The sequence below is a fragment of the Pseudohongiella nitratireducens genome, from assembly GCF_001642735.1.
Classification (GTDB): Bacteria; Pseudomonadota; Gammaproteobacteria; order Pseudomonadales; family Pseudohongiellaceae; genus Pseudohongiella; species Pseudohongiella nitratireducens.
The window spans coordinates 56,151-73,176 of record NZ_LWHM01000030.1 but is presented as its reverse complement, the minus strand read 5'-3'; the positions used below and the strand labels follow the sequence as shown (position 1 = coordinate 73,176).

General features: G+C 51.5%; 19 protein-coding genes. 17 read left to right on the top strand and 2 right to left on the bottom strand.

Going from position 1 to position 17,026, the window contains the following annotated elements:
* Positions 1-103 precede the first annotated feature (103 nt).
* On the top strand, positions 104-523 hold the full coding sequence (locus PSCS_RS10450; RefSeq protein WP_068812069.1) for a rhodanese-like domain-containing protein: 420 nt from the start codon (positions 104-106) through the stop codon (positions 521-523).
* Positions 524-593: 70 nt separating this feature from the next.
* Positions 594-1,121, top strand: a complete 528-nt coding sequence (gene secB, locus PSCS_RS10445) for a protein-export chaperone SecB (protein ID WP_068812052.1) — start codon at positions 594-596, stop codon at positions 1,119-1,121.
* A gap of 204 nt (positions 1,122-1,325) precedes the next feature.
* Here secB and PSCS_RS10440 read toward each other — a convergent pair whose 3' ends face one another.
* Positions 1,326-1,790 (bottom strand): tRNA (cytidine(34)-2'-O)-methyltransferase, encoded by a 465-nt coding sequence (locus tag PSCS_RS10440; RefSeq protein ID WP_068812068.1) that lies wholly within the window; start codon positions 1,788-1,790, stop codon positions 1,326-1,328.
* A gap of 249 nt (positions 1,791-2,039) precedes the next feature.
* Here PSCS_RS10440 and PSCS_RS10435 point away from each other — a divergent pair, with 249 nt between their 5' ends.
* The 15 genes from PSCS_RS10435 to PSCS_RS10365 all read left to right on the top strand — a co-directional run bounded on the left by PSCS_RS10435 (position 2,040) and on the right by PSCS_RS10365 (position 16,468).
* Positions 2,040-2,999 (top strand): type IV pilus biogenesis protein PilM, encoded by a 960-nt coding sequence (locus PSCS_RS10435; protein ID WP_068812051.1) that lies wholly within the window; start codon positions 2,040-2,042, stop codon positions 2,997-2,999.
* On the top strand, positions 2,996-3,610 hold the full coding sequence (locus PSCS_RS10430) for a hypothetical protein (protein ID WP_068812050.1): 615 nt from the start codon (positions 2,996-2,998) through the stop codon (positions 3,608-3,610). The genes PSCS_RS10435 and PSCS_RS10430 overlap by 4 nt, the downstream gene beginning before the upstream one ends.
* A complete protein-coding gene (locus PSCS_RS10425) occupies positions 3,607-4,347 on the top strand; it encodes a hypothetical protein (RefSeq protein ID WP_068812049.1) in 741 nt (246 codons plus the stop codon). The genes PSCS_RS10430 and PSCS_RS10425 overlap by 4 nt, the downstream gene beginning before the upstream one ends.
* A complete protein-coding gene (locus tag PSCS_RS10420) occupies positions 4,340-4,777 on the top strand; it encodes a hypothetical protein (RefSeq protein ID WP_157885693.1) in 438 nt (145 codons plus the stop codon). Before PSCS_RS10425 ends, PSCS_RS10420 begins: the two co-directional genes overlap by 8 nt.
* A gap of 19 nt (positions 4,778-4,796) precedes the next feature.
* Entirely contained in the window at positions 4,797-6,686 is a 1,890-nt protein-coding gene (locus PSCS_RS10415; protein WP_068812047.1) for a type II secretion system protein GspD, read from the top strand.
* 22 nt (positions 6,687-6,708) lie between these two features.
* Positions 6,709-7,629 carry an ExeA family protein gene (locus PSCS_RS10410; protein ID WP_068812046.1) on the top strand — a complete coding sequence of 307 codons (921 nt, stop codon included), beginning with the start codon at positions 6,709-6,711 and terminating at the stop codon, positions 7,627-7,629.
* A 6-nt stretch (positions 7,630-7,635) separates the two neighbouring features.
* The gene (locus PSCS_RS10405; protein ID WP_068812045.1) at positions 7,636-8,865 is read left to right on the top strand and encodes a tetratricopeptide repeat protein; all 1,230 of its coding nucleotides are present in this window, start codon (positions 7,636-7,638) and stop codon (positions 8,863-8,865) included.
* A gap of 29 nt (positions 8,866-8,894) precedes the next feature.
* A complete protein-coding gene (locus tag PSCS_RS10400; RefSeq protein WP_068812044.1) occupies positions 8,895-10,796 on the top strand; it encodes a GspE/PulE family protein in 1,902 nt (633 codons plus the stop codon).
* A gap of 2 nt (positions 10,797-10,798) precedes the next feature.
* Complete coding sequence (locus tag PSCS_RS10395; RefSeq protein ID WP_068812043.1) at positions 10,799-12,115, top strand: type II secretion system F family protein; 1,317 nt, start codon at positions 10,799-10,801, stop codon at positions 12,113-12,115.
* Between the two features lie 72 nt (positions 12,116-12,187).
* Entirely contained in the window at positions 12,188-12,793 is a 606-nt protein-coding gene (locus PSCS_RS10390; RefSeq protein WP_068812042.1) for a type II secretion system protein, read from the top strand.
* 408 nt (positions 12,794-13,201) lie between these two features.
* Positions 13,202-13,855, top strand: a complete 654-nt coding sequence (locus PSCS_RS16275; RefSeq protein WP_068812041.1) for a type II secretion system protein — start codon at positions 13,202-13,204, stop codon at positions 13,853-13,855.
* Between the two features lie 119 nt (positions 13,856-13,974).
* Complete coding sequence (locus tag PSCS_RS10380; RefSeq protein WP_157885692.1) at positions 13,975-14,511, top strand: pilus assembly FimT family protein; 537 nt, start codon at positions 13,975-13,977, stop codon at positions 14,509-14,511.
* A 67-nt stretch (positions 14,512-14,578) separates the two neighbouring features.
* A complete protein-coding gene (locus PSCS_RS10375) occupies positions 14,579-15,151 on the top strand; it encodes a type IV pilus modification PilV family protein (protein ID WP_068812039.1) in 573 nt (190 codons plus the stop codon).
* Positions 15,151-15,999 (top strand): PulJ/GspJ family protein, encoded by an 849-nt coding sequence (locus tag PSCS_RS10370; protein ID WP_068812038.1) that lies wholly within the window; start codon positions 15,151-15,153, stop codon positions 15,997-15,999. The genes PSCS_RS10375 and PSCS_RS10370 overlap by 1 nt, the downstream gene beginning before the upstream one ends.
* Positions 15,989-16,468: a hypothetical protein gene (locus tag PSCS_RS10365; protein ID WP_082866555.1), complete on the top strand. Its 480-nt coding sequence runs from the start codon at positions 15,989-15,991 to the stop codon at positions 16,466-16,468. Before PSCS_RS10370 ends, PSCS_RS10365 begins: the two co-directional genes overlap by 11 nt.
* Here the strand turns inward: PSCS_RS10365 and PSCS_RS10360 are convergent.
* Positions 16,465-16,758, bottom strand: coding sequence for a hypothetical protein (locus tag PSCS_RS10360; protein WP_068812037.1), 294 nt, complete (start codon positions 16,756-16,758; stop codon positions 16,465-16,467). The genes PSCS_RS10365 and PSCS_RS10360 overlap by 4 nt on opposite strands.
* Between the last annotated feature and the right edge of the window lie 268 nt (positions 16,759-17,026).

The window sequence follows — 17,026 nt, the reverse complement described above, 5'->3', positions numbered from 1 at the left end:
CGGAAGTTGCGAGAAAGTACCAATTCCGTCAGTACCAATGCCATTCATCCCCGTGTATACTTCGCAGCCTTAAGTACAAAGCTGGATGCAGGGCAATTTAATCATGGCGCAATTTCTGGAATTCGTGGCAAATCACTGGATTTTGTCACTAACCTGGGTGATATTGCTGTTGGCGCTCATTGCGCACCGAACGCGCACAGGCAGTCGAGCGGTAGGCCCGCAAGAAGCAGTAATGCTAATTAACCGACAGGATGGCGTTATCCTGGACGTCCGTGATAAAAAGGAATTTGATAGTGGTCACATTGTTGATGCCATCCATATTCCTGCCGCCAAAGTCGCGGGTCGGATCTCGGAATTGAGCAAATACAAGTCCAGTCCCGTCATCGTGGTATGCAAAATCGGGCAGCACTCGGCAGATACCTGTAAAACACTGGTGGAGCAGGGTTTCGAGCATGTTGTCCGGATGCGTGGTGGCATGGCTGAGTGGCGCGCGCAGAATCTGCCGGTGACACAAAAATCATAACTGGCCAGTTTATGCTGTCAGTGACACTTTTTAATTCAATTGATATAGATAACAGAGAGTTGGATAGATCATGGCTGAGAACGAAAATACACAGAACACAGACGCACAGGCAGCACAGCAGGAAGGTCAGCAGCAGGGGCCATCATTTGCACTGCAACGCATTTACCTGAAGGACAGCTCTTTTGAGTCGCCTAAAACGCCTGACGTGTTCCGTGGCCAGTGGGCGCCACGCATTTCTTTTAACCTGAACACCAGCAACAGCAAAGTGTCTGAAGGTGTTTACGAAGTGGTCCTGCGTCTGACAATCGAAGCCAAGCAGGAAGACAACGTGGCTTTCCTGTGTGAAGTTCAGCAGGCTGGTATTTTCACTTGCGACGGATTTAATGAAGCAGATCTGGAGCGTGTTCTGGCAACCGTTTGTCCGAATATCCTGTTTCCGTATGCTCGTGAGACAGTTGATGCGCTGGTTACCCGCGGCAGCTTCCCGGCTGTGATGCTGGCACCGGTCAACTTCGACGCTGTATACGCTCAGTCCAAACAACAGCAGCAAAATGGTGAAAACGGTGCGGCGGCGCAAACACAAGGCGCCGCTAACTAATTTGCCTGTTTTTACCGATGCCTATCGGTTGCGGCACCTGCCGTAACCGATAGACTGTCTGGCCCGGTAAATCTTAACAATCTTTCCTTTATTGCTTTATTGCTTTATTGCTTTATTGCTTTAAGGCTTTAAGGCTTTGCCCCTTGCAGCGCCTCTTATATTGCAGTGTCTCTTAAAGCTGCTTCCCTTTTGTTTCAGTGACAATCACAACAGCCCTTGAAATTCCTGTTGCCGTAACGCTTCATAAGTCGCGATAGCGACGGTGTTGGAAAGGTTCAGGCTGCGGCTGTCGGGTTGCATGGGCATGCGCAATTTCTGCCCGGTTGGCAGTGAGCGCAGAATGTCATCTGGCAGTCCGCGCGTTTCTGGCCCAAACAGTAATCCACAACCATCGGCAAAATTAGCCTGGTGATAATGTTTCTGGCCTTTCGTCGTGAACGCGTAAACGGGCTGACAGATTCTCGCCTGCTGGAATGCGTTCCAATCAGGCCATACCCGCGTGGTGCTGAACTCATGGTAGTCCAGCCCCGCACGTCGTAATTGCTTGGTATCCATCTCAAAACCCAGGGGTTCTATCAGGTGAAGCTGACATCCGGTGTTGGCGGCGAGTCTTATAATGTTGCCGGTGTTGGGCGGGATTTCAGGCTGGTAAAGAATGATATGAATCAAGGTTGTTAACTGCATCACAAGAAACTGACCCTAAATATACCCTTGCTGCTGGGGGTTTGCTATAGATTTTGATAGTTTAGGCTCTATAATTTACTGCGATTGTTAACTGGGCGTAAACCCGGTAGCAAGTTGCTGCGTTGACAGCAGTGACAGAGAATAAAACGTCAGTATTTATGCCTGTCTGCCGATGAAGAATAGTATGCATTGAGGCATAGAATACTGAATCATAAGGGTCAAGGAGGCGCAACGTTGCTGCAATGGCTGGGCAGGAAAAAGCGAGTTGAGGGAACCGTGGGCTTGTCACTGACAAGTCAGCGCTTGTCGTTGGCGCATGTGGTTCGCCAGCGGGAAGAAACATCCTTGCTGGCCAGTCATCACGAAGAACTTGGCGATGTGGGTGTCGCTGAGCGTCTGGCTTCTGTTGTTGCCGAGCACGGTTTGCAGGGAGCATCAGCCAATCTCGTTTTAACCCCGAATGATTACAGCATCTATCTGGTCGAAGCGCCTCAAGTCGGCGACGATGAAATGGCCTCGGCAATTCGCTGGAAAATCAAAGACCTGCTGGATATGCCGGTTGAAGATGCAATCATTGATGTGATGCGCTTGCCGGATAATGCCTTTTCTGGTCGCAAGCAGATGATTTATGCAGTGGCCTCTGCCCGCTCCCGGCTGGAAGAGCGTATAGCCCAGATCAGCATGTCAGGTCTGGAACTCAACAGTATTGATATCCCGGAAATGGTATTGCGCAACGTTGTGCGCCAGTTTGGCGATGATACCAACGGGTTGGCGTTCATTTCCTTGCGCGAAAATGGCAGTACCATGAATATCACCCGGCAGGGCCAATTATACCTGACGCGCCGTATCAATACCTCGGTGGGGCCTGACGCATTGCTGGAGCCTGACTGGGAGATGCGTCGCGACCGTGTTGTGCTTGAGATCCAGCGCTCACTTGATTACTTCGAAAGCCAGATGGGCCAGAATCCGGTCAGTCAGATCATGATTGCCCCGCGTGGCCAGGATACCGAATCGATGATGAACAGTCTGGCTGACGCCCTGGCTTCGCCCGTGGGTGTGCTGGATTACGACAGTGAACTTGAGCTGGATGGTTTGCCCGGCGATGACGGCAGAAGCGGCGGCCAGGCAGGTCGAGACCTGATTATGGCAGTCGGTGCAGCCTTGCGCGTTGATGATGGGGAGGCGAGTGCATGAGCGATATCGTCCACCAGGAAATTAACCTATACACCGCTGAACTGCGACCTCGTAACGACCTGATTAATTTCAGCCGGCTAACAAGAGCGGTAGCAGGCATTGTCGTTGTTATGTTGCTGGTCAGTGCTGTGCAGTGGTTTCGAGCCCAGTCACTGGAAAGCCAGATAGCGGATGTCAATACAGCTTTGCAAGAGCAGACACGGATTACAGAGCAGGTGGAGCGCGATGTTGCTTCCTTGGCGACCGATCAAGCGCTGGTTGCGGAAATGGAGCTGCGTGAAGATCAGGTGGTTCGTGCTCGCGAGCTTTATAATTTTATGCGTAATACCAACCTGGGTAACCTGGCTGGCTATTCCGGGCATTTGAAGGACCTGTCACGCTCATCTTTTGAAGGTATGTGGCTGAACCAGATTCAGATTTTCGGTGATGCGGATTCGGTGAGTATCTCCGGCGTGGTGCAGCGACCGGCAATGTTACCGGATTTTGTGGGGCGATTGAGTGGTGGGCAAAGCTCATTGTCAGGGCGTTATTTTGATCGTTTGATCAGCACGCGCAACGAGAGTCAGGCTGAGTTTTACGAATTTACGCTGGAGGCGACAGAGACAGAATGAGTTTACAGTCGCGTTGGCAACAAGCCGCCACATCCTTTAATGCTCGGCCGGTTTCAGAGAAATGGATAATTACTGCAGCGGTTATCGGCGTACTGGTCTGGCTGTACTACCTGTTCATATTGACCGGACAGAACACGCAAGTCACAGCGCTGAATCGCCAGTTAATGACGGCGCGCGCTTCTCTGGTTTCTATGGAACAGCGAGAACAGGTCGCTCGCCAGGCGGCTATTGATGACCCGAACCAGGCCGTTCGTTTACGTATTGAACGCGCCATGGCAGAGCAGGAACGCCTGGACGGGTTGCTGACAGAGCTGGCCGGCAACCTGGTTACGCCTCAGGCGATGACGCGCCTGTTGACGTCCATGTTGCAGGAAACAGGTGGAATCGAACTGGTGCGCGTGGAAAACCTGGCGCCGATGCCCATGCGTAATACTATGGCTGAGCAATCAGCTGCCGCAGAAGCCAATGATACGGCCGAAGGGCAGGGTGACGCGGCAGAACCTGCCCAGGCCAGCGGGACACTGAATCAAACCCGGCAACAGGTGTTTCAGCACAGTCTGGTGCTGGAGCTGCAGGGTGATTTTCTTAGCCTGATTGAATACCTGGGGCGAGTGGAGTCATTTGCTGCCAGCTTCTTCTGGGATGAGTTGACGATTGAGCAGGAGACCTGGCCCAACGCCAGGATCCGTTTGCAGTTGCACACACTCAGCACTGAGGAGGGTTTTGTTGGTGTTTAAGATACGTACCCTCAGCGTTTTGCTGTGTTTTGCATTGGCCCCGGTTATTGTCAATAGTCAGTCGCAAGACCGCTCTCAGGGAGAGCAGCGTTTAATTGACGGAGAAATGTTTCGTGACCCGATGCAGCCAGTGTCGGCTTATCGTAACAACACAACGGCTTTGGATGTTTTGCCAGAGCTGCCCAACCGCAGTGATTTTACGGTCAATTTTGTGCGTGCCGGCGGCAGTTCGCCAGTGGCTGTTATCAATGATCAGCCCTTAACCGTAGGTGATGAACTGTCAGGCATGCGAATTATGGAAATCCGGGCCGGCGAGGTTGTACTGGCGGCATCGGGTCAGGAATATGTGCTGACGACATTTGGTAGTGCTGTCAGAACACCGGTCAGAACACCGGCCAGTGAGGGTGACGGCAATGCAAATACAGATTAAGAGTCCAGGATCAGACGTGATGCAGAAGCAATTTACTGAAACATCCGCTCGGCGTGCTTTGCTGGCCATGGTGCTGGCTGGTGGTTTGGTGGCCTGCCAGAGTCAGGCGTTAAGAACGGCCCCGGACACGGAAGTACTTGAGTCGATGACTTCCGTATTGGCAACCGGCGCGGAAGAATATGTGGCTGAAGAAGTCGAGGCGCCTGAAGAGGAAATGCTCGAAGAGCTGATGCCGGACATGATGCTGGATGATGGTCTGTTTGAACCTGTCGAAGAGCGCTTCAACGTCGCTGCCAGCCAGCAGGAAGCCAGAACCTTCTTTAACAGTCTGGTGGCCGGTACCGAGTTTGGTGTCGTCGTTAACCCGGAAGTGGAAGGGCAGATCAGCATTAATATGGCCAATGTAACGATTCCAGAGGTCATGACGGCTATTGAGGAAACCTACGGCTATAGCGTCACGCGCCAGGGCAACACTTTCCGCATACAGCCACCGGGGCTGGAAACGCGAATTTTCACAATTGATTATTTGAATGTCAGCCGGACCGGTTCTTCAAGTGCCTCAGTCTCATCAGGTGGTGGTAGTGGTGGTTTGGGCGGTGGCCTCGGTGGTGGTATAGGCGGTCTGGGTTCAGGAGGACTGGGTGGTCTGGGTGGCCTTGGTTCAGGTGGTCTGGGCGGTATAGGTGGTTTAGGTGGAGGTCTCAATGGTTCGGGGCTCGGTGGCCTGGGAGGTCTGAGCGGTGGAGTCGGTGGTGGTGGTGGCAGTGGCCAGGTAACCACGCAAACGACTACCGACTTTTGGGCCGATATCACTTCAACGCTCAGGGCAATAGTAGGATTGGGTGGTTCCAGTTCATCAAGTTCTAATAATGGTGGGAACTTTAATAATTTTGGTTCGGGGTTACTTGGAGGCATAGGCGGGAGAATGGGCGGAGGCCCTCAAGCTTCAGCTGATGTATCTGATGAAAGCGGACGCAGTGTTGTGGTCCAACCGCAGGTTGGTCTGGTGATGGTGACGGCCAGCCCTGCTGAACTGGATCAGGTTGCGAATTATATTGAAACTGCACAAAATATCCTCAGCCGGGAAGTGACGATTCAAGTGCAGTTTCTGGAAGTGGTGCTGAACAAGGGCTTTCAGTCGGCAATCGATTTCGACACGTTTGGCCCGGGTGGTGCCAGTGGCACCAATAATGAAGTGACTGGAGAGTTCAGTGCCGGTGATGAAGGGACTGCCGTTGATGGCATATCCAACCCTTTGACCATCGTGACCAACTTTACTGACTTTGATGCAGTGTTTCGTATTCTGGAATCCCGTGGTACGACACAGGTGTTGTCCAGCCCCAGCCTGAAAGTGCTGAATAACCAGAAAGCAGTATTTCAGGATGGCGACCAGGAATATTTCCAGACCAGCGTTGGTTCCAATGTTGTGAATACAGGTAACTCTGTTACTGAGTCCACTGCAAATGACCTGGAGCAGTTCTTTTCCGGTATTTCCATGGACATCACGCCGCAAATCAGTTCCGAGGGCAGGATCACCCTGCATGTGCATCCGACCATTACTACTGTCAATGAACAGAACAAATCCATTGACGGGCAACAGGTGCCGCTGGCACGAACATCGGTTCGTGAACTGGATAGTGTGATCAGTGCAAGCAACGGCCGTATTGTCATTCTCGGTGGTTTGGCCTATGAGCGGGCGGTTGATAACACAGCCGGTATTCCCGTAGCCAATGACATTCCTGTGATCGGTGCTGCATTTGATCAGCGCCGTCGAACCACTGTGAAGAGCGAGTTTATTATTTTGCTAAGGCCGGTGATTGCCAACATGGAAAGCGATCAGCAAATGTTGCAACAGAAAACCACACGCCTGGAAAACTTGAGACGGGAAATTAACCCATTCGCAGACTGAGTGCGGTTATCGGGAAGCGATTATGTATCTTGAGCACTTTGGTATCCGGGAACTGCCGTTCTCTTTAACACCGAATACTGAATTTTTCCTGAATATGGCCAGTTACCATAAGGCTTACAATATGCTTATGGTTTCTATTGCCAATATGGAAGGCTTCATCAAAGTGGTAGGTGAAGTGGGTACTGGCAAGACCATGCTGTGCCGGAAAGTGCTTAATTCTCTCGAAGAAGACAAAGAAACTTATATTACAGCCTATATTGCCAATCCGGTGCTGAGTCCCAAGGGATTGTTTCTGGCCTTTGCCGAAGAGCTCGGGCTGCAGGTTGATAACGATATCGGCCATCACAGTCTGTTAAAACAGATTACCCAGGTGTTGATGGAGCGTTCGGCGGAAGGCCGTCAGGTTGTCCTGTTTATTGACGAAGCCCATGCCATGCCGGAGAAAACGCTGGAAGCGCTGCGTTTGCTGACCAATCTGGAGACCGAGCAAGCCAAACTGTTCCAGGTCATCCTTTTTGCCCAACCTGAACTGGATGAGATGCTGGCACAGCCGTCACTGCGTCAGTTGTTGCAGCGTATTACGTTTTCCTACCACCTGGAGTCTTTGGACCGGGAAGGAATTGAACGTTATGTGAGCCACCGGCTCTCTACGGCTGGCTACAATGGTGCAGCAGTTTTTACCACACGTGCGCTGGATGATCTTCATGCGGCCAGTCACGGCATTCCCCGGCTGGTGAATATTCTTAGCCACAAAGCCATGATGGTGGCATTTGGTCGTGGCGACCGCCAGGTTGACCGCGAACACATTGAAAAGGCAATCGAAGATACCGAGGGAGTTGAGCCTGTTAAGCGCAGTCTGTCCCCGGTACAAATTGCAGGTATTGGTCTGGGCGTTGTCGGGGTTTTGATAGCCTTGTATATGCTGAACTTTTACGTGAGGTGATGCGTTATGAGTCTGGTTAATGACATGCTGAAAGACCTTGATGCTCGACGCCGCGGTGTGCCAGTCAAAGGTAATGCTGCAAAAAAATTAACGCCAGCATCAGAGCGTCAACGTCGGAGTGAATCGTCAAAGCTGCCGTTGATCATTACCTGTGCAGTGGCTGTAGTCGTGATCTTGTTCATACTGTGGGTGTTGCTCAGTGACAGGGGCAATTCGGGGCAGTTGGCAGATTTGCGTAGTGGTACTGAGCGTAGTGGTACTGAGATAGGTGCTGCGGTAGATGATGTCGTTTCTTCGGCAGGTCAGCAAAGTCAATCTGGCTCTGCTAATAATGCAATGACCGAAGGCAGCGGTAATACCGGTAATGAAGCTGCAACCATTGCTGCATTGCAGGCTCGTTTGGCAGAGCTGGAAGCAGCCAATCGTGCTGGTGCTGCGTTAACAAATCCAAACGATGCATCGCCAGCAGGCGGCTGGAACTCTGTGGACTGGACAGGTAATACCCAGTCTGGCACACAGACAGTCAGCGACAACTCTGGTTCACAGCAGTCTACTGCGTCTGGCAACCTGGCCCCGATGACTGAATCTCAGTCACTGCAACCTGCAGCAGCGGAGCCGGTCATTGAGCGACAGTCACGTGAAATGCCTCTGTCAGAGCGTGATCGTTTGCAGGTGCAAGATGCGTTGACGCTGTGGTCACAAGGTCAGCAACTGACAGCGTTGCAAATGCTGGACGGGTTTGCCTACGAAAACCCCGAGGCACACCAGTCGCGGGAAACACTGGCAAAATTGCTGATTCAGCAAGGTGAGATTGAACGCGCCTTACAGGCAGCTGAGTTGGGCCTGCAGATTTCGCCAGCGCACCCGGGTTACAAAAAAGTGAAGGCACGAATTTTGTTGGGACAGTCAGAAGTACCAGATGCATTAGCTTTGTTGGCAGCGACGCCCCCCTCTGTGGCCAATGACCCTGAATACCATAACCTGCTGGCTACGGCGCAACTGGCTGGGGGGGAATATACGGATGCGATTGAATCCTACCAGTCACTATTGCGGCTGGCGGACCCTCGCATTGATACGGCGCCGTTATTGTATGGGCTGGGAAGTGCTCACTTACGTGTTGGCAATGCGGCAGAAGCGAGACAGGTTTATCAGCAGGCCTTGCAACAGCCTGGATTGAGTGCAAATCTGCGTGCGCAAATTGAACGTCGCCTGGCGTCCCCCACTCCAGCCCAATAATACATACCGGACTCTTTTGTGGAAGTGATATGGCAGTAAGACAAAAAATCAGAATCGGTGACTTACTGGTCAGTAATAATGTGATCACCGAAGATCAGCTCCAGCAGGCACTGGCCAAGCAAAAATCCACTGGCTTGCGCCTGGGTCGGACGTTGATCAATCTCGGATTCATCCAGGAAGATAAATTCCTGGAGTTTCTGTCTGAGCAATTGAATGTCCCGTTTGTTGATTTGCGCCGTTATCGCTTCGATGCTGCTACTGTGCAGCGCCTCTCAGAAACACATGCCCGCCGTTTTCGTGCCATCGCTCTGTCCGAGCGCGACGGCATGTTACTGGTGGGTATGGCCGACCCAACCGATATTTATGCCTCTGATGCCCTGGAGCAAATTCTGCAGCAGCCTGTTGATATCGCTGTGGTTCGGGAAAGCGAGTTACTGGCCACGCTTGATATTGTGTATCGCCGCACCGATGAAATTGCCGGATTTGCCGAAGAACTGGATGAAGAGCTGACTGAAGGTCAGTTTGACCTGGCTAATCTGGCGCCGCAGGCAGATGATAGTGATGCACCGGTGGTAAAGCTGCTGAAATCGCTGTTTGAAGATGCCGTACAGGTGCGTGCTTCGGATATCCATATTGAACCGGATGAGATGGTGCTGCGTATCCGCCAGCGTATTGATGGGGTACTGCAGGAACAGATCGTAAAAGAGCGACGTGTTGCTCCGGCACTGGTGCTGCGTTTGAAGTTGATGTCCGGGCTGGATATCTCTGAGAAACGTCTGCCTCAGGATGGCCGCTTCAGCCTGAAAGTGAAAGAGCGCAAACTGGATGTGCGTCTATCGACCATGCCGGTCGAGCATGGCGAATCGGTGGTGATGCGTCTGCTGGACCAGACCGATGGTGCGGTTGACCTGGATAATGTCGGTATGGCAGATGACATGCTGATGCAGTTTCGTCGCCTGATCCATCAGCCTCATGGCTTGATTCTGGTAACAGGGCCAACGGGTTCTGGTAAAACCACCACGCTCTATGGTGCCCTGCAGGAGCTGAATGAAGTCGGCAAGAAAATTATTACCGTTGAAGACCCGGTGGAATATCGTCTGCAACGAATCAACCAGGTTCAGATCAACCCCAAGATCGGGCTCAATTTCGCTCGAGTATTGCGGGCCTGTTTGCGCCAGGACCCGGATATCCTGCTGGTGGGTGAGATTCGTGATCAGGAAACTGCAGAAATCGCCCTGCGAGCAGCGATGACCGGTCACATGGTGTTGTCGACTCTGCACACCAATGATGCGGTATCCAGTGCCATGCGCCTGGTCGATATGGGTGCCGAAGGGTTCCTGGCGGCTACGGCTATCAAGGCTGTGCTGGCGCAGCGCCTAGTGCGCCGCCTCTGCGATAACTGCTGCTCTGATTATCAGCCGGATGCCCGCGAACGTAGCTGGATTCAGCATGTTGTTGGTATCCCGGTCACGCAATCACTGACTCTGCAGCAACCCGGAGGTTGTCACCGCTGTAATAATACGGGATATCGTGGTCGTATCGGTGTTTTTGAGCTGTTGATCATTAACGATGAAATGGCAGATGCCCTGCGACGCTCCGACGCGTCTGGATTTGTCAAAGCGGCCAGGCGCAGCAAAGGCTACCAGCCACTGGTATACAGTGCCTTGCAGGAAGCGATTCAGGGTGTGACCAGCCTGGAAGAAGTGTTCCGTGTCGCTGAACAGGTGGAAGAAGAAACGGACGATGCCACCATCAATGCAGAAGCGACCGTTGCCGACTCAACGGAAGTGACTGAATCTGAGTCAATAGCAGATGAGACTGGGGTAAACCCCAAGCCCGGCAATGAGGGCCCAAGTACACCGATTGCAAATGAAGATACCGAAAAAACCGCACCATCCGAGCATATCATTCCCTGGAAGGAGGATGATTAAACGTGGCTTTTTTCAGCTATAAAGCACGTAATAGTCGGGGCGCATCGGTTTCTGGTGTGGTGGAAGCGGGGTCGCTGGATGCGGCTGCCAATGAGTTGCTTGGGCAGGGGATAACCCCTATCGATATCCAGCCTTCCTCCGGACCGGGTAAATCTCGCAAGGCCAAAGCGGACAGTAATAAAAAAGGTGGTGCAGGCAGATCGGGTAAAAAGCAATCAGGGATTGGCGATATCGACTGGAATGAGGATGCCTTCAAAGCGCTCAACCAGGTGATGAAACGCCGCAAAATCACCATAGACGACAAGATCATCTTTGCCCGGCAAATGCAAAGCCTGACCAAGGCGGGTATGCCACTGGATCGGGCATTGGCAGGTCTGCAAAAATCCAACCGCAACCCGACGTTTCAGCAGATACTGAAAGACGTTCAACATAACCTGGAATCTGGCCAGACACTGTCTACCGCAATGGCCAGTCACCCCAAGGTGTTTTCCAGCCTGTTTCTCTCACTGGTTGATGTCGGTGAAAGCACCGGTCGACTGGATCTGGCATTCGAGCAGATTGGGCATTATCTGAACCTGGAGAAAAATACCACCAAGCAGGTAAAAAGTGCCACTCGCTATCCGACGTTTGTCATGCTGACCATTATGGTGGCTCTGGGCGTCATTACCTATTTTGTGATTCCGGCTTTTTCTGACACGTTTGCGCGTTTTGGCTCCGAATTGCCGCTGGAAACACGAATCTTGCTCGGTATCTCGGATTTTGTGGTCAATTGGTGGCAGTTTTTAATTGGTGGCGGCTTGGCTGCCTTTATCGGTTTTAAGGCCTGGAAGAAATCGGACCAGGGCGGCATGATCTGGGATGAGAAAAAACGCTTTATTCCACTGGCCGGTAATGTACTGGAGCGCGTGGCGCTGGCCAAATTTGCCCGCACATTCTCCATGGTGCTGCGTGCTGGTGTGCCGATTGTGCACGGTATGGGCATTGTCGCTGGTGCTGTGAACAACCGGTTTATCGCCAAACGCATCCTGAAGATGCGGGATGGCATTTCCCGGGGTGAAACCCTTTACAATACCGCGGTAAATACCGGGATGTTTTCGCCGCTGGTTTTGCAAATGATCGCCGTAGGGGAAGAAAGCGGGACAATAGATCAGCTTTTAGAGGAGGTAGCTGATTTCTATGACGCCGAAGTAGAGTATGATTTAAAGCGGTTGGGTGAGGCGATAGAGCCTGTGCTGATTATGGTCATTGCCGGTATGGTGCTTATTCTGGCATTGGGGGTGTTCTTGCCGATCTGGGATTTGAGCAGCGCAGCGAATTAATAACGCAATTGCCGGTATCGCACTATTTATCACCTAAACTCATTTTCTGAATACTGGGCAGGTCATACGGCGATGAGATCCTTCTCAATACAAGGTAAAGCGATAAGTCACGGTGCCCAACGACGGCAGCGCGGCTTTACCATGTTTGAAATGGTGGTGTATATCCTGGCCGCATCCATCCTCTTTGCCGCTGCATTTGACCGTTACCGGGAGTTCCCGGGCGAAGCTGAGCGGGCCAACTTTCAAGCCATTCTGGCGCAGTTGAATACGGCAGTGAACCTACAGATGATGCGGGCGATCGTGAGCGAAAGTTATAGTCGGCCAAGTGAACTGGAAGGTGGTAACCCCATGGATTTGATGCTGACACCGCCGGGTAATTATGTTGGCGCGTTTAATGGCGTCGATGTCAGCACCATGCCAAGACGCGTCTGGTATTTTGATGAAAGCACGCAAGAGCTGGTGTATTTGGCGGATAGTTCGGAAAACTTGTATCGAACCGATGCCGAAACCCCGATGCCAATCGACAGTGTCAGGTTCAGTATTGCCAATGTGTATGCCAGAGATGGCTCCGGTGGCTGGGAAGGCATGATGCTTGAACCCGTTTATGCCTACCGCTGGGCGGCTGTACCCCTGGATATACCGGCGCCACCGGCAGTTCCCGGAGCTGATGCCTTATAGCGTATAAAGCTGAAACAGGGTGTTGAAATTGTTCTGTTTCACGTTTTTGCCGGGTTGTTTTGCTATTGTCACGTCATGACGCTAGAATAACTGATGAATTATTCAGGCAAAACAAAGATTTAAAGATTTCGTAAGCGGCCGGGTAAAAAACGGGTCGTTTAGGAAAAATTGGGGTACGTTAGCCACCTGGTCTATGGAAAGGGACAAAAACGGTTGCTAGCATACACTCAAGTTGTTCGGATCCTCAGAGATACCGAACTGAACGAGCCTCAAGATTCGATTTCGAAAGAATGATAAATGTTCGGGGCAAATGTTGGGGAACACGGATTTATTCGTAATAGTTAAATTGATCAGAATTTGATCAGCTTTTAGTGGCCACACACTGGTCCGATAATGAGGAGTGAGGAAATGAACATTCAATTGAAAGCGAAACGACAGGATGGTTTCACGATTATCGAACTGGTCGTGGTTATTCTGCTGTTAGGTATCCTGGCTGCAACTGCACTGCCACGTTTTATGGACGTGACTGACGAGGCGCATGACGCTGTTGTAGAAGGTGTTGTTGGAGGTTTAAACAGCGGGTCGGCACTATTCCGTGCGACATGGGTAGCCACTGGCCAAAGCACCACTGCAGCAGTTGATTACCCTGATGGCTCAGGGACATTGTACGCAAATAGCAATGGTTATCCTATCGGTGATGCAACGACTATTGATGCAACTGCCTGTGCTGATATATTTGACACACTGCTTCAGAGTGGTCACCCAGATGTGGCGGCAGGTGGCGGATACGAAGCTACTGTCGGCGACTACGAGACATTAGTAGAGGCAGTATCAAATTCAACTAATGGTACTGATCAAGATGCTGATTTTGTAGCAATCAACAATTATGCACAGGGCGATGCTGTTGCAGACACAACCAGCTGTTCTTATTTTTACGTAGGACAGTTTAAAGAAGGTACATCAACTACAGCTCCAGCTGTTACGATTCCTCAGATTGATTACAGCCTAACTACAGGTGATGTAACTCTTCAAGGCACTGAGTTGGCCCTGAATACAGATTGATAATTTGTGTATGGTAATAAAAGAAGTTTGATAATAGTGACTTCTTTAGTGTAAACAAATGTTCGCCCCTTACAGGTTTTCTGGAAGGGGCGAATTCAGTTGTAATGAAAGGGCGCCGCATGAACGTGAGACATTCTGGCTTCACCTTCGTCGAAATGGTCGTCGTCATCGCCCTGGTCGGCATCATCGCCGCAGTCACCATGTCCCGCGTCCTTCGCGACGACACCTACAATGCCTTTCTGGCTCGAGATCAAATCACTTCCCTTGCCCGCTCAGCCCAGCAACGTGCCATTGGCCGTAGCGATGTCTACCTTGAAATAGAATCGGTTGGGAATAATCTCAACATGTCTGTCAGTGACAGCACGGGTGAGTTGCAGCAGGCGACATTGTCTAATCGCTCGATCACGCTGTCGGCTGATGTCAATGAAACAGACAGTTGCGGTACAACGCCTGGCGGCACAACCGTCAGTGGTGCCGCCGTATTCCGTCTGTATTACGATGAGTTGGGTAATCTGCTGGAAGGTGGCGTGAGCACCGCCGGGGGGTATCCCATTACCATCACCGATGCCGCTCGCTTTTGTATTGATAATGATCCTGCTTTTTCAATCTGCTGGTCTGACGCTGGCTTTCCCTTCGTAGGTGATTGCCGTGACTAGTTTGAAAGAGGCGGGCACAACCGAAACAGTGGCAGTGGGTAATCAGAGGCGTCAAAATAGACAGCCAATGAAGTCAGGTAGCAAACAAAAAGGCGTCACACTGATCGAGCTGGTTATCGTGATCGTGATTCTGGCGATCGCACTTTATGGTGTCACGACCTCTTTGTCAGGTGCCTTGAGTCGCAGTTCGGATGTGATCCCGCAAACCCGTGCCCTGGCGCTGGCGCAAAGTTACCTGGATGAGATTCTCTCCAAGCGGTTTGATGAGCATTCGGTCCCACGAGGCATTCCACCTTGTCGAACCAATTGTACGGATGCCGTTGACCTCGGCCTTGATGGTGGGGAAACCACCCGTGACGAATTTGATGATGTGGATGACTATGATGGCCTGGATGAAGGGTTTGAGCAGGCCACGCCGCTGCAGGATGCAGAGGGCAATACTCGCTCCGGTTATGATGAGTTCCGGGTGCGTGTTTCAGTCCGGTATCTGGAGCTGGGTGGCGGTGGCGCTGAAGAGGATCTGGCTACCGAGCCGAATGATCTGACGGATGCCCAGGATGCCAAATTGATTACCGTGACAGTCAGCCATGCCAGCGAACCGGATGGCTGGAAATTCAGCGCGTACAAGGCGAACTTCTGATGAATCGCTATCGAAATCACAAGCGTGACAACGGGTTTACTCTGATAGAGATCGTGGTAACCATGCTGATTTCTGTCATTTTGGCCCTGGGGATTGTGACTTTCATTTCCGATACGGTGGATGGCGTGCTGGCTTCTGGCAATCGCAATCAACTCACCAGCTCAGGGCGAACCGTGGTCGACCGGCTGGCGCTGGAGTTGCATAATGCCGTGCCCAACAGTATCCGAACGACCGCAGCCGGAGCTGGCGGTGATCAATGTATTGAATTCATTCCCTTTGAAGCGGCTACTAACTACGTTGATCCGCCATTCACAGGCAGTGGCGGAGATGAGTTTGAAGTGATCGACTTTAACCCGGCGCTGACCTACGCTTCACCGGCAGGTGTTCTGGCCGTCATTTATCCGGATGACACAGATGAGCTCTATACAGGCGGTACGCCTGGTCCGCGTGCGCTGGTTGATGCGATCACCGATACCGGAGGAGCTGACGGCAAAGTGACGGTCTACCTGGACAGCACTCATCGTTTTTCCCGACGTTCTCCGGTTGATCGCATTTATATTGCCATGCAACCGGTCAGTTTCTGCCTGGAAGATAACAACCTGTATCGCTATCAGAATTATGATTTTCAGGCCACGCAATGCGACCCGGACACTGCATCCTGCTTACCGACATCAGTGCCAGACCGCCAGTTGATCAGCGATACGATCGATAATACCGGACTGGCCGCGTTTTCTATTTTGCCGGCGACCTTGCGTCGTAATGCCATTATTTCGATGACGCTGAATTTCACCAGTGAAGGTGATGTGGTCCAGCTGAAACATGAGGTCATGATGCGCAATGTTCCTTAAAATAACTTCTTCCGAGAACAAAAGCCGCATAAAAAGCAGTGAATGGCGTCTATCTGGTAAAAACGAGCAGGGCATTGGGCTGCCTGCTGCGATTTTCGTCATCACTTTGATGATTACTATCGCTGTCGCCGTTAACCTGTTGGTGCGCCAGAATGCCGAGACATTTGAAGAAGAGGTGAAACTGACCCGGGCGTTTTATGCCGCAGAGTCTGGCGCCGGGTTTGCCATGAATGCCTTGTTTCCGCCCGATGAATTTCCTTCCTACAGTACGACGGCAATTTGCCCGGAAAATGTCGGGAGTCCAAGATTATATGAGTTCGAGGCTGAAGGACTGGAAGGTTGTAGTGTGGAAGTGAGCTGTGTCACAGACGCCACGGTGGATGGAGTGGAATATTACACCATACTGAGCGAAGGCATCTGTGACGATGTCAGCCGGACCGTGCAGGTCAGGACCAGTTTCAGGCCCTAAAATGCGCCTACCAGTTTGAATACCAGCAAAACGACGGCAATTGTGCCAATCGCAGCGGCTGTGTAGGTAATCGCATTGCTGGGACCAACCTGGGTTCGATAGGGGTCGCGGCTACGATTTCTGTCATCACTGCGATGGCTGATATGGCGTTGAACCCGGATTTTGTAATTATCCAGTTTTTCGACCAGTTCCCATCCTGATTCTTCCTCTTCTTCCAATACTTGCTGCAAGTTCTCCAGTTTGCCAAAGTAAGGCGTCGTTGCCTGGATGACTTTGTATTCAAGTTCCATGATTTTTGTCCTCAAAGGGTCAAAAGTAATCAGAAATCAGGCCGATTACGTATTATCTAGCTGATATTTATTTTCTTAGCAGGCTGTAGTTATTGCAATACAAGATCCCTGGATTACGGGAATAATTAGGGTCAATTTGCACCGGAATCATGCCTCGGAATCAGATTTATCGTATTAATTTGGCTACAATCCGAATATTAGAATTCTAAAATAAGACACCGCTGCATTAAGTCATAAAACTTCCATGAAAATGGCTCCATTCAGCTAC

Bases quoted from the DNA above. Each gene is read 5' to 3' on its own strand.
- secB (WP_068812052.1), top strand. From the start codon at position 594: ATGGCTGAGAACGAAAATACACAGAACACAGACGCACAGGCAGCACAG.
- PSCS_RS10410 (WP_068812046.1), top strand. From the start codon at position 6,709: ATGTATCTTGAGCACTTTGGTATCCGGGAACTGCCGTTCTCTTTAACA.
- PSCS_RS10405 (WP_068812045.1), top strand. From the start codon at position 7,636: ATGAGTCTGGTTAATGACATGCTGAAAGACCTTGATGCTCGACGCCGC.
- PSCS_RS16275 (WP_068812041.1), top strand. From the start codon at position 13,202: ATGAACATTCAATTGAAAGCGAAACGACAGGATGGTTTCACGATTATC.
- PSCS_RS10450 (WP_068812069.1), top strand. From the start codon at position 104: ATGGCGCAATTTCTGGAATTCGTGGCAAATCACTGGATTTTGTCACTA.
- PSCS_RS10380 (WP_157885692.1), top strand. From the start codon at position 13,975: ATGAACGTGAGACATTCTGGCTTCACCTTCGTCGAAATGGTCGTCGTC.
- PSCS_RS10425 (WP_068812049.1), top strand. From the start codon at position 3,607: ATGAGTTTACAGTCGCGTTGGCAACAAGCCGCCACATCCTTTAATGCT.
- PSCS_RS10370 (WP_068812038.1), top strand. From the start codon at position 15,151: ATGAATCGCTATCGAAATCACAAGCGTGACAACGGGTTTACTCTGATA.
- PSCS_RS10415 (WP_068812047.1), top strand. From the start codon at position 4,797: ATGCAGAAGCAATTTACTGAAACATCCGCTCGGCGTGCTTTGCTGGCC.
- PSCS_RS10390 (WP_068812042.1), top strand. From the start codon at position 12,188: ATGAGATCCTTCTCAATACAAGGTAAAGCGATAAGTCACGGTGCCCAA.
- PSCS_RS10430 (WP_068812050.1), top strand. From the start codon at position 2,996: ATGAGCGATATCGTCCACCAGGAAATTAACCTATACACCGCTGAACTG.
- PSCS_RS10360 (WP_068812037.1), bottom strand. From the start codon at position 16,758: ATGGAACTTGAATACAAAGTCATCCAGGCAACGACGCCTTACTTTGGC.
- PSCS_RS10365 (WP_082866555.1), top strand. From the start codon at position 15,989: ATGTTCCTTAAAATAACTTCTTCCGAGAACAAAAGCCGCATAAAAAGC.
- PSCS_RS10375 (WP_068812039.1), top strand. From the start codon at position 14,579: ATGAAGTCAGGTAGCAAACAAAAAGGCGTCACACTGATCGAGCTGGTT.
- PSCS_RS10400 (WP_068812044.1), top strand. From the start codon at position 8,895: ATGGCAGTAAGACAAAAAATCAGAATCGGTGACTTACTGGTCAGTAAT.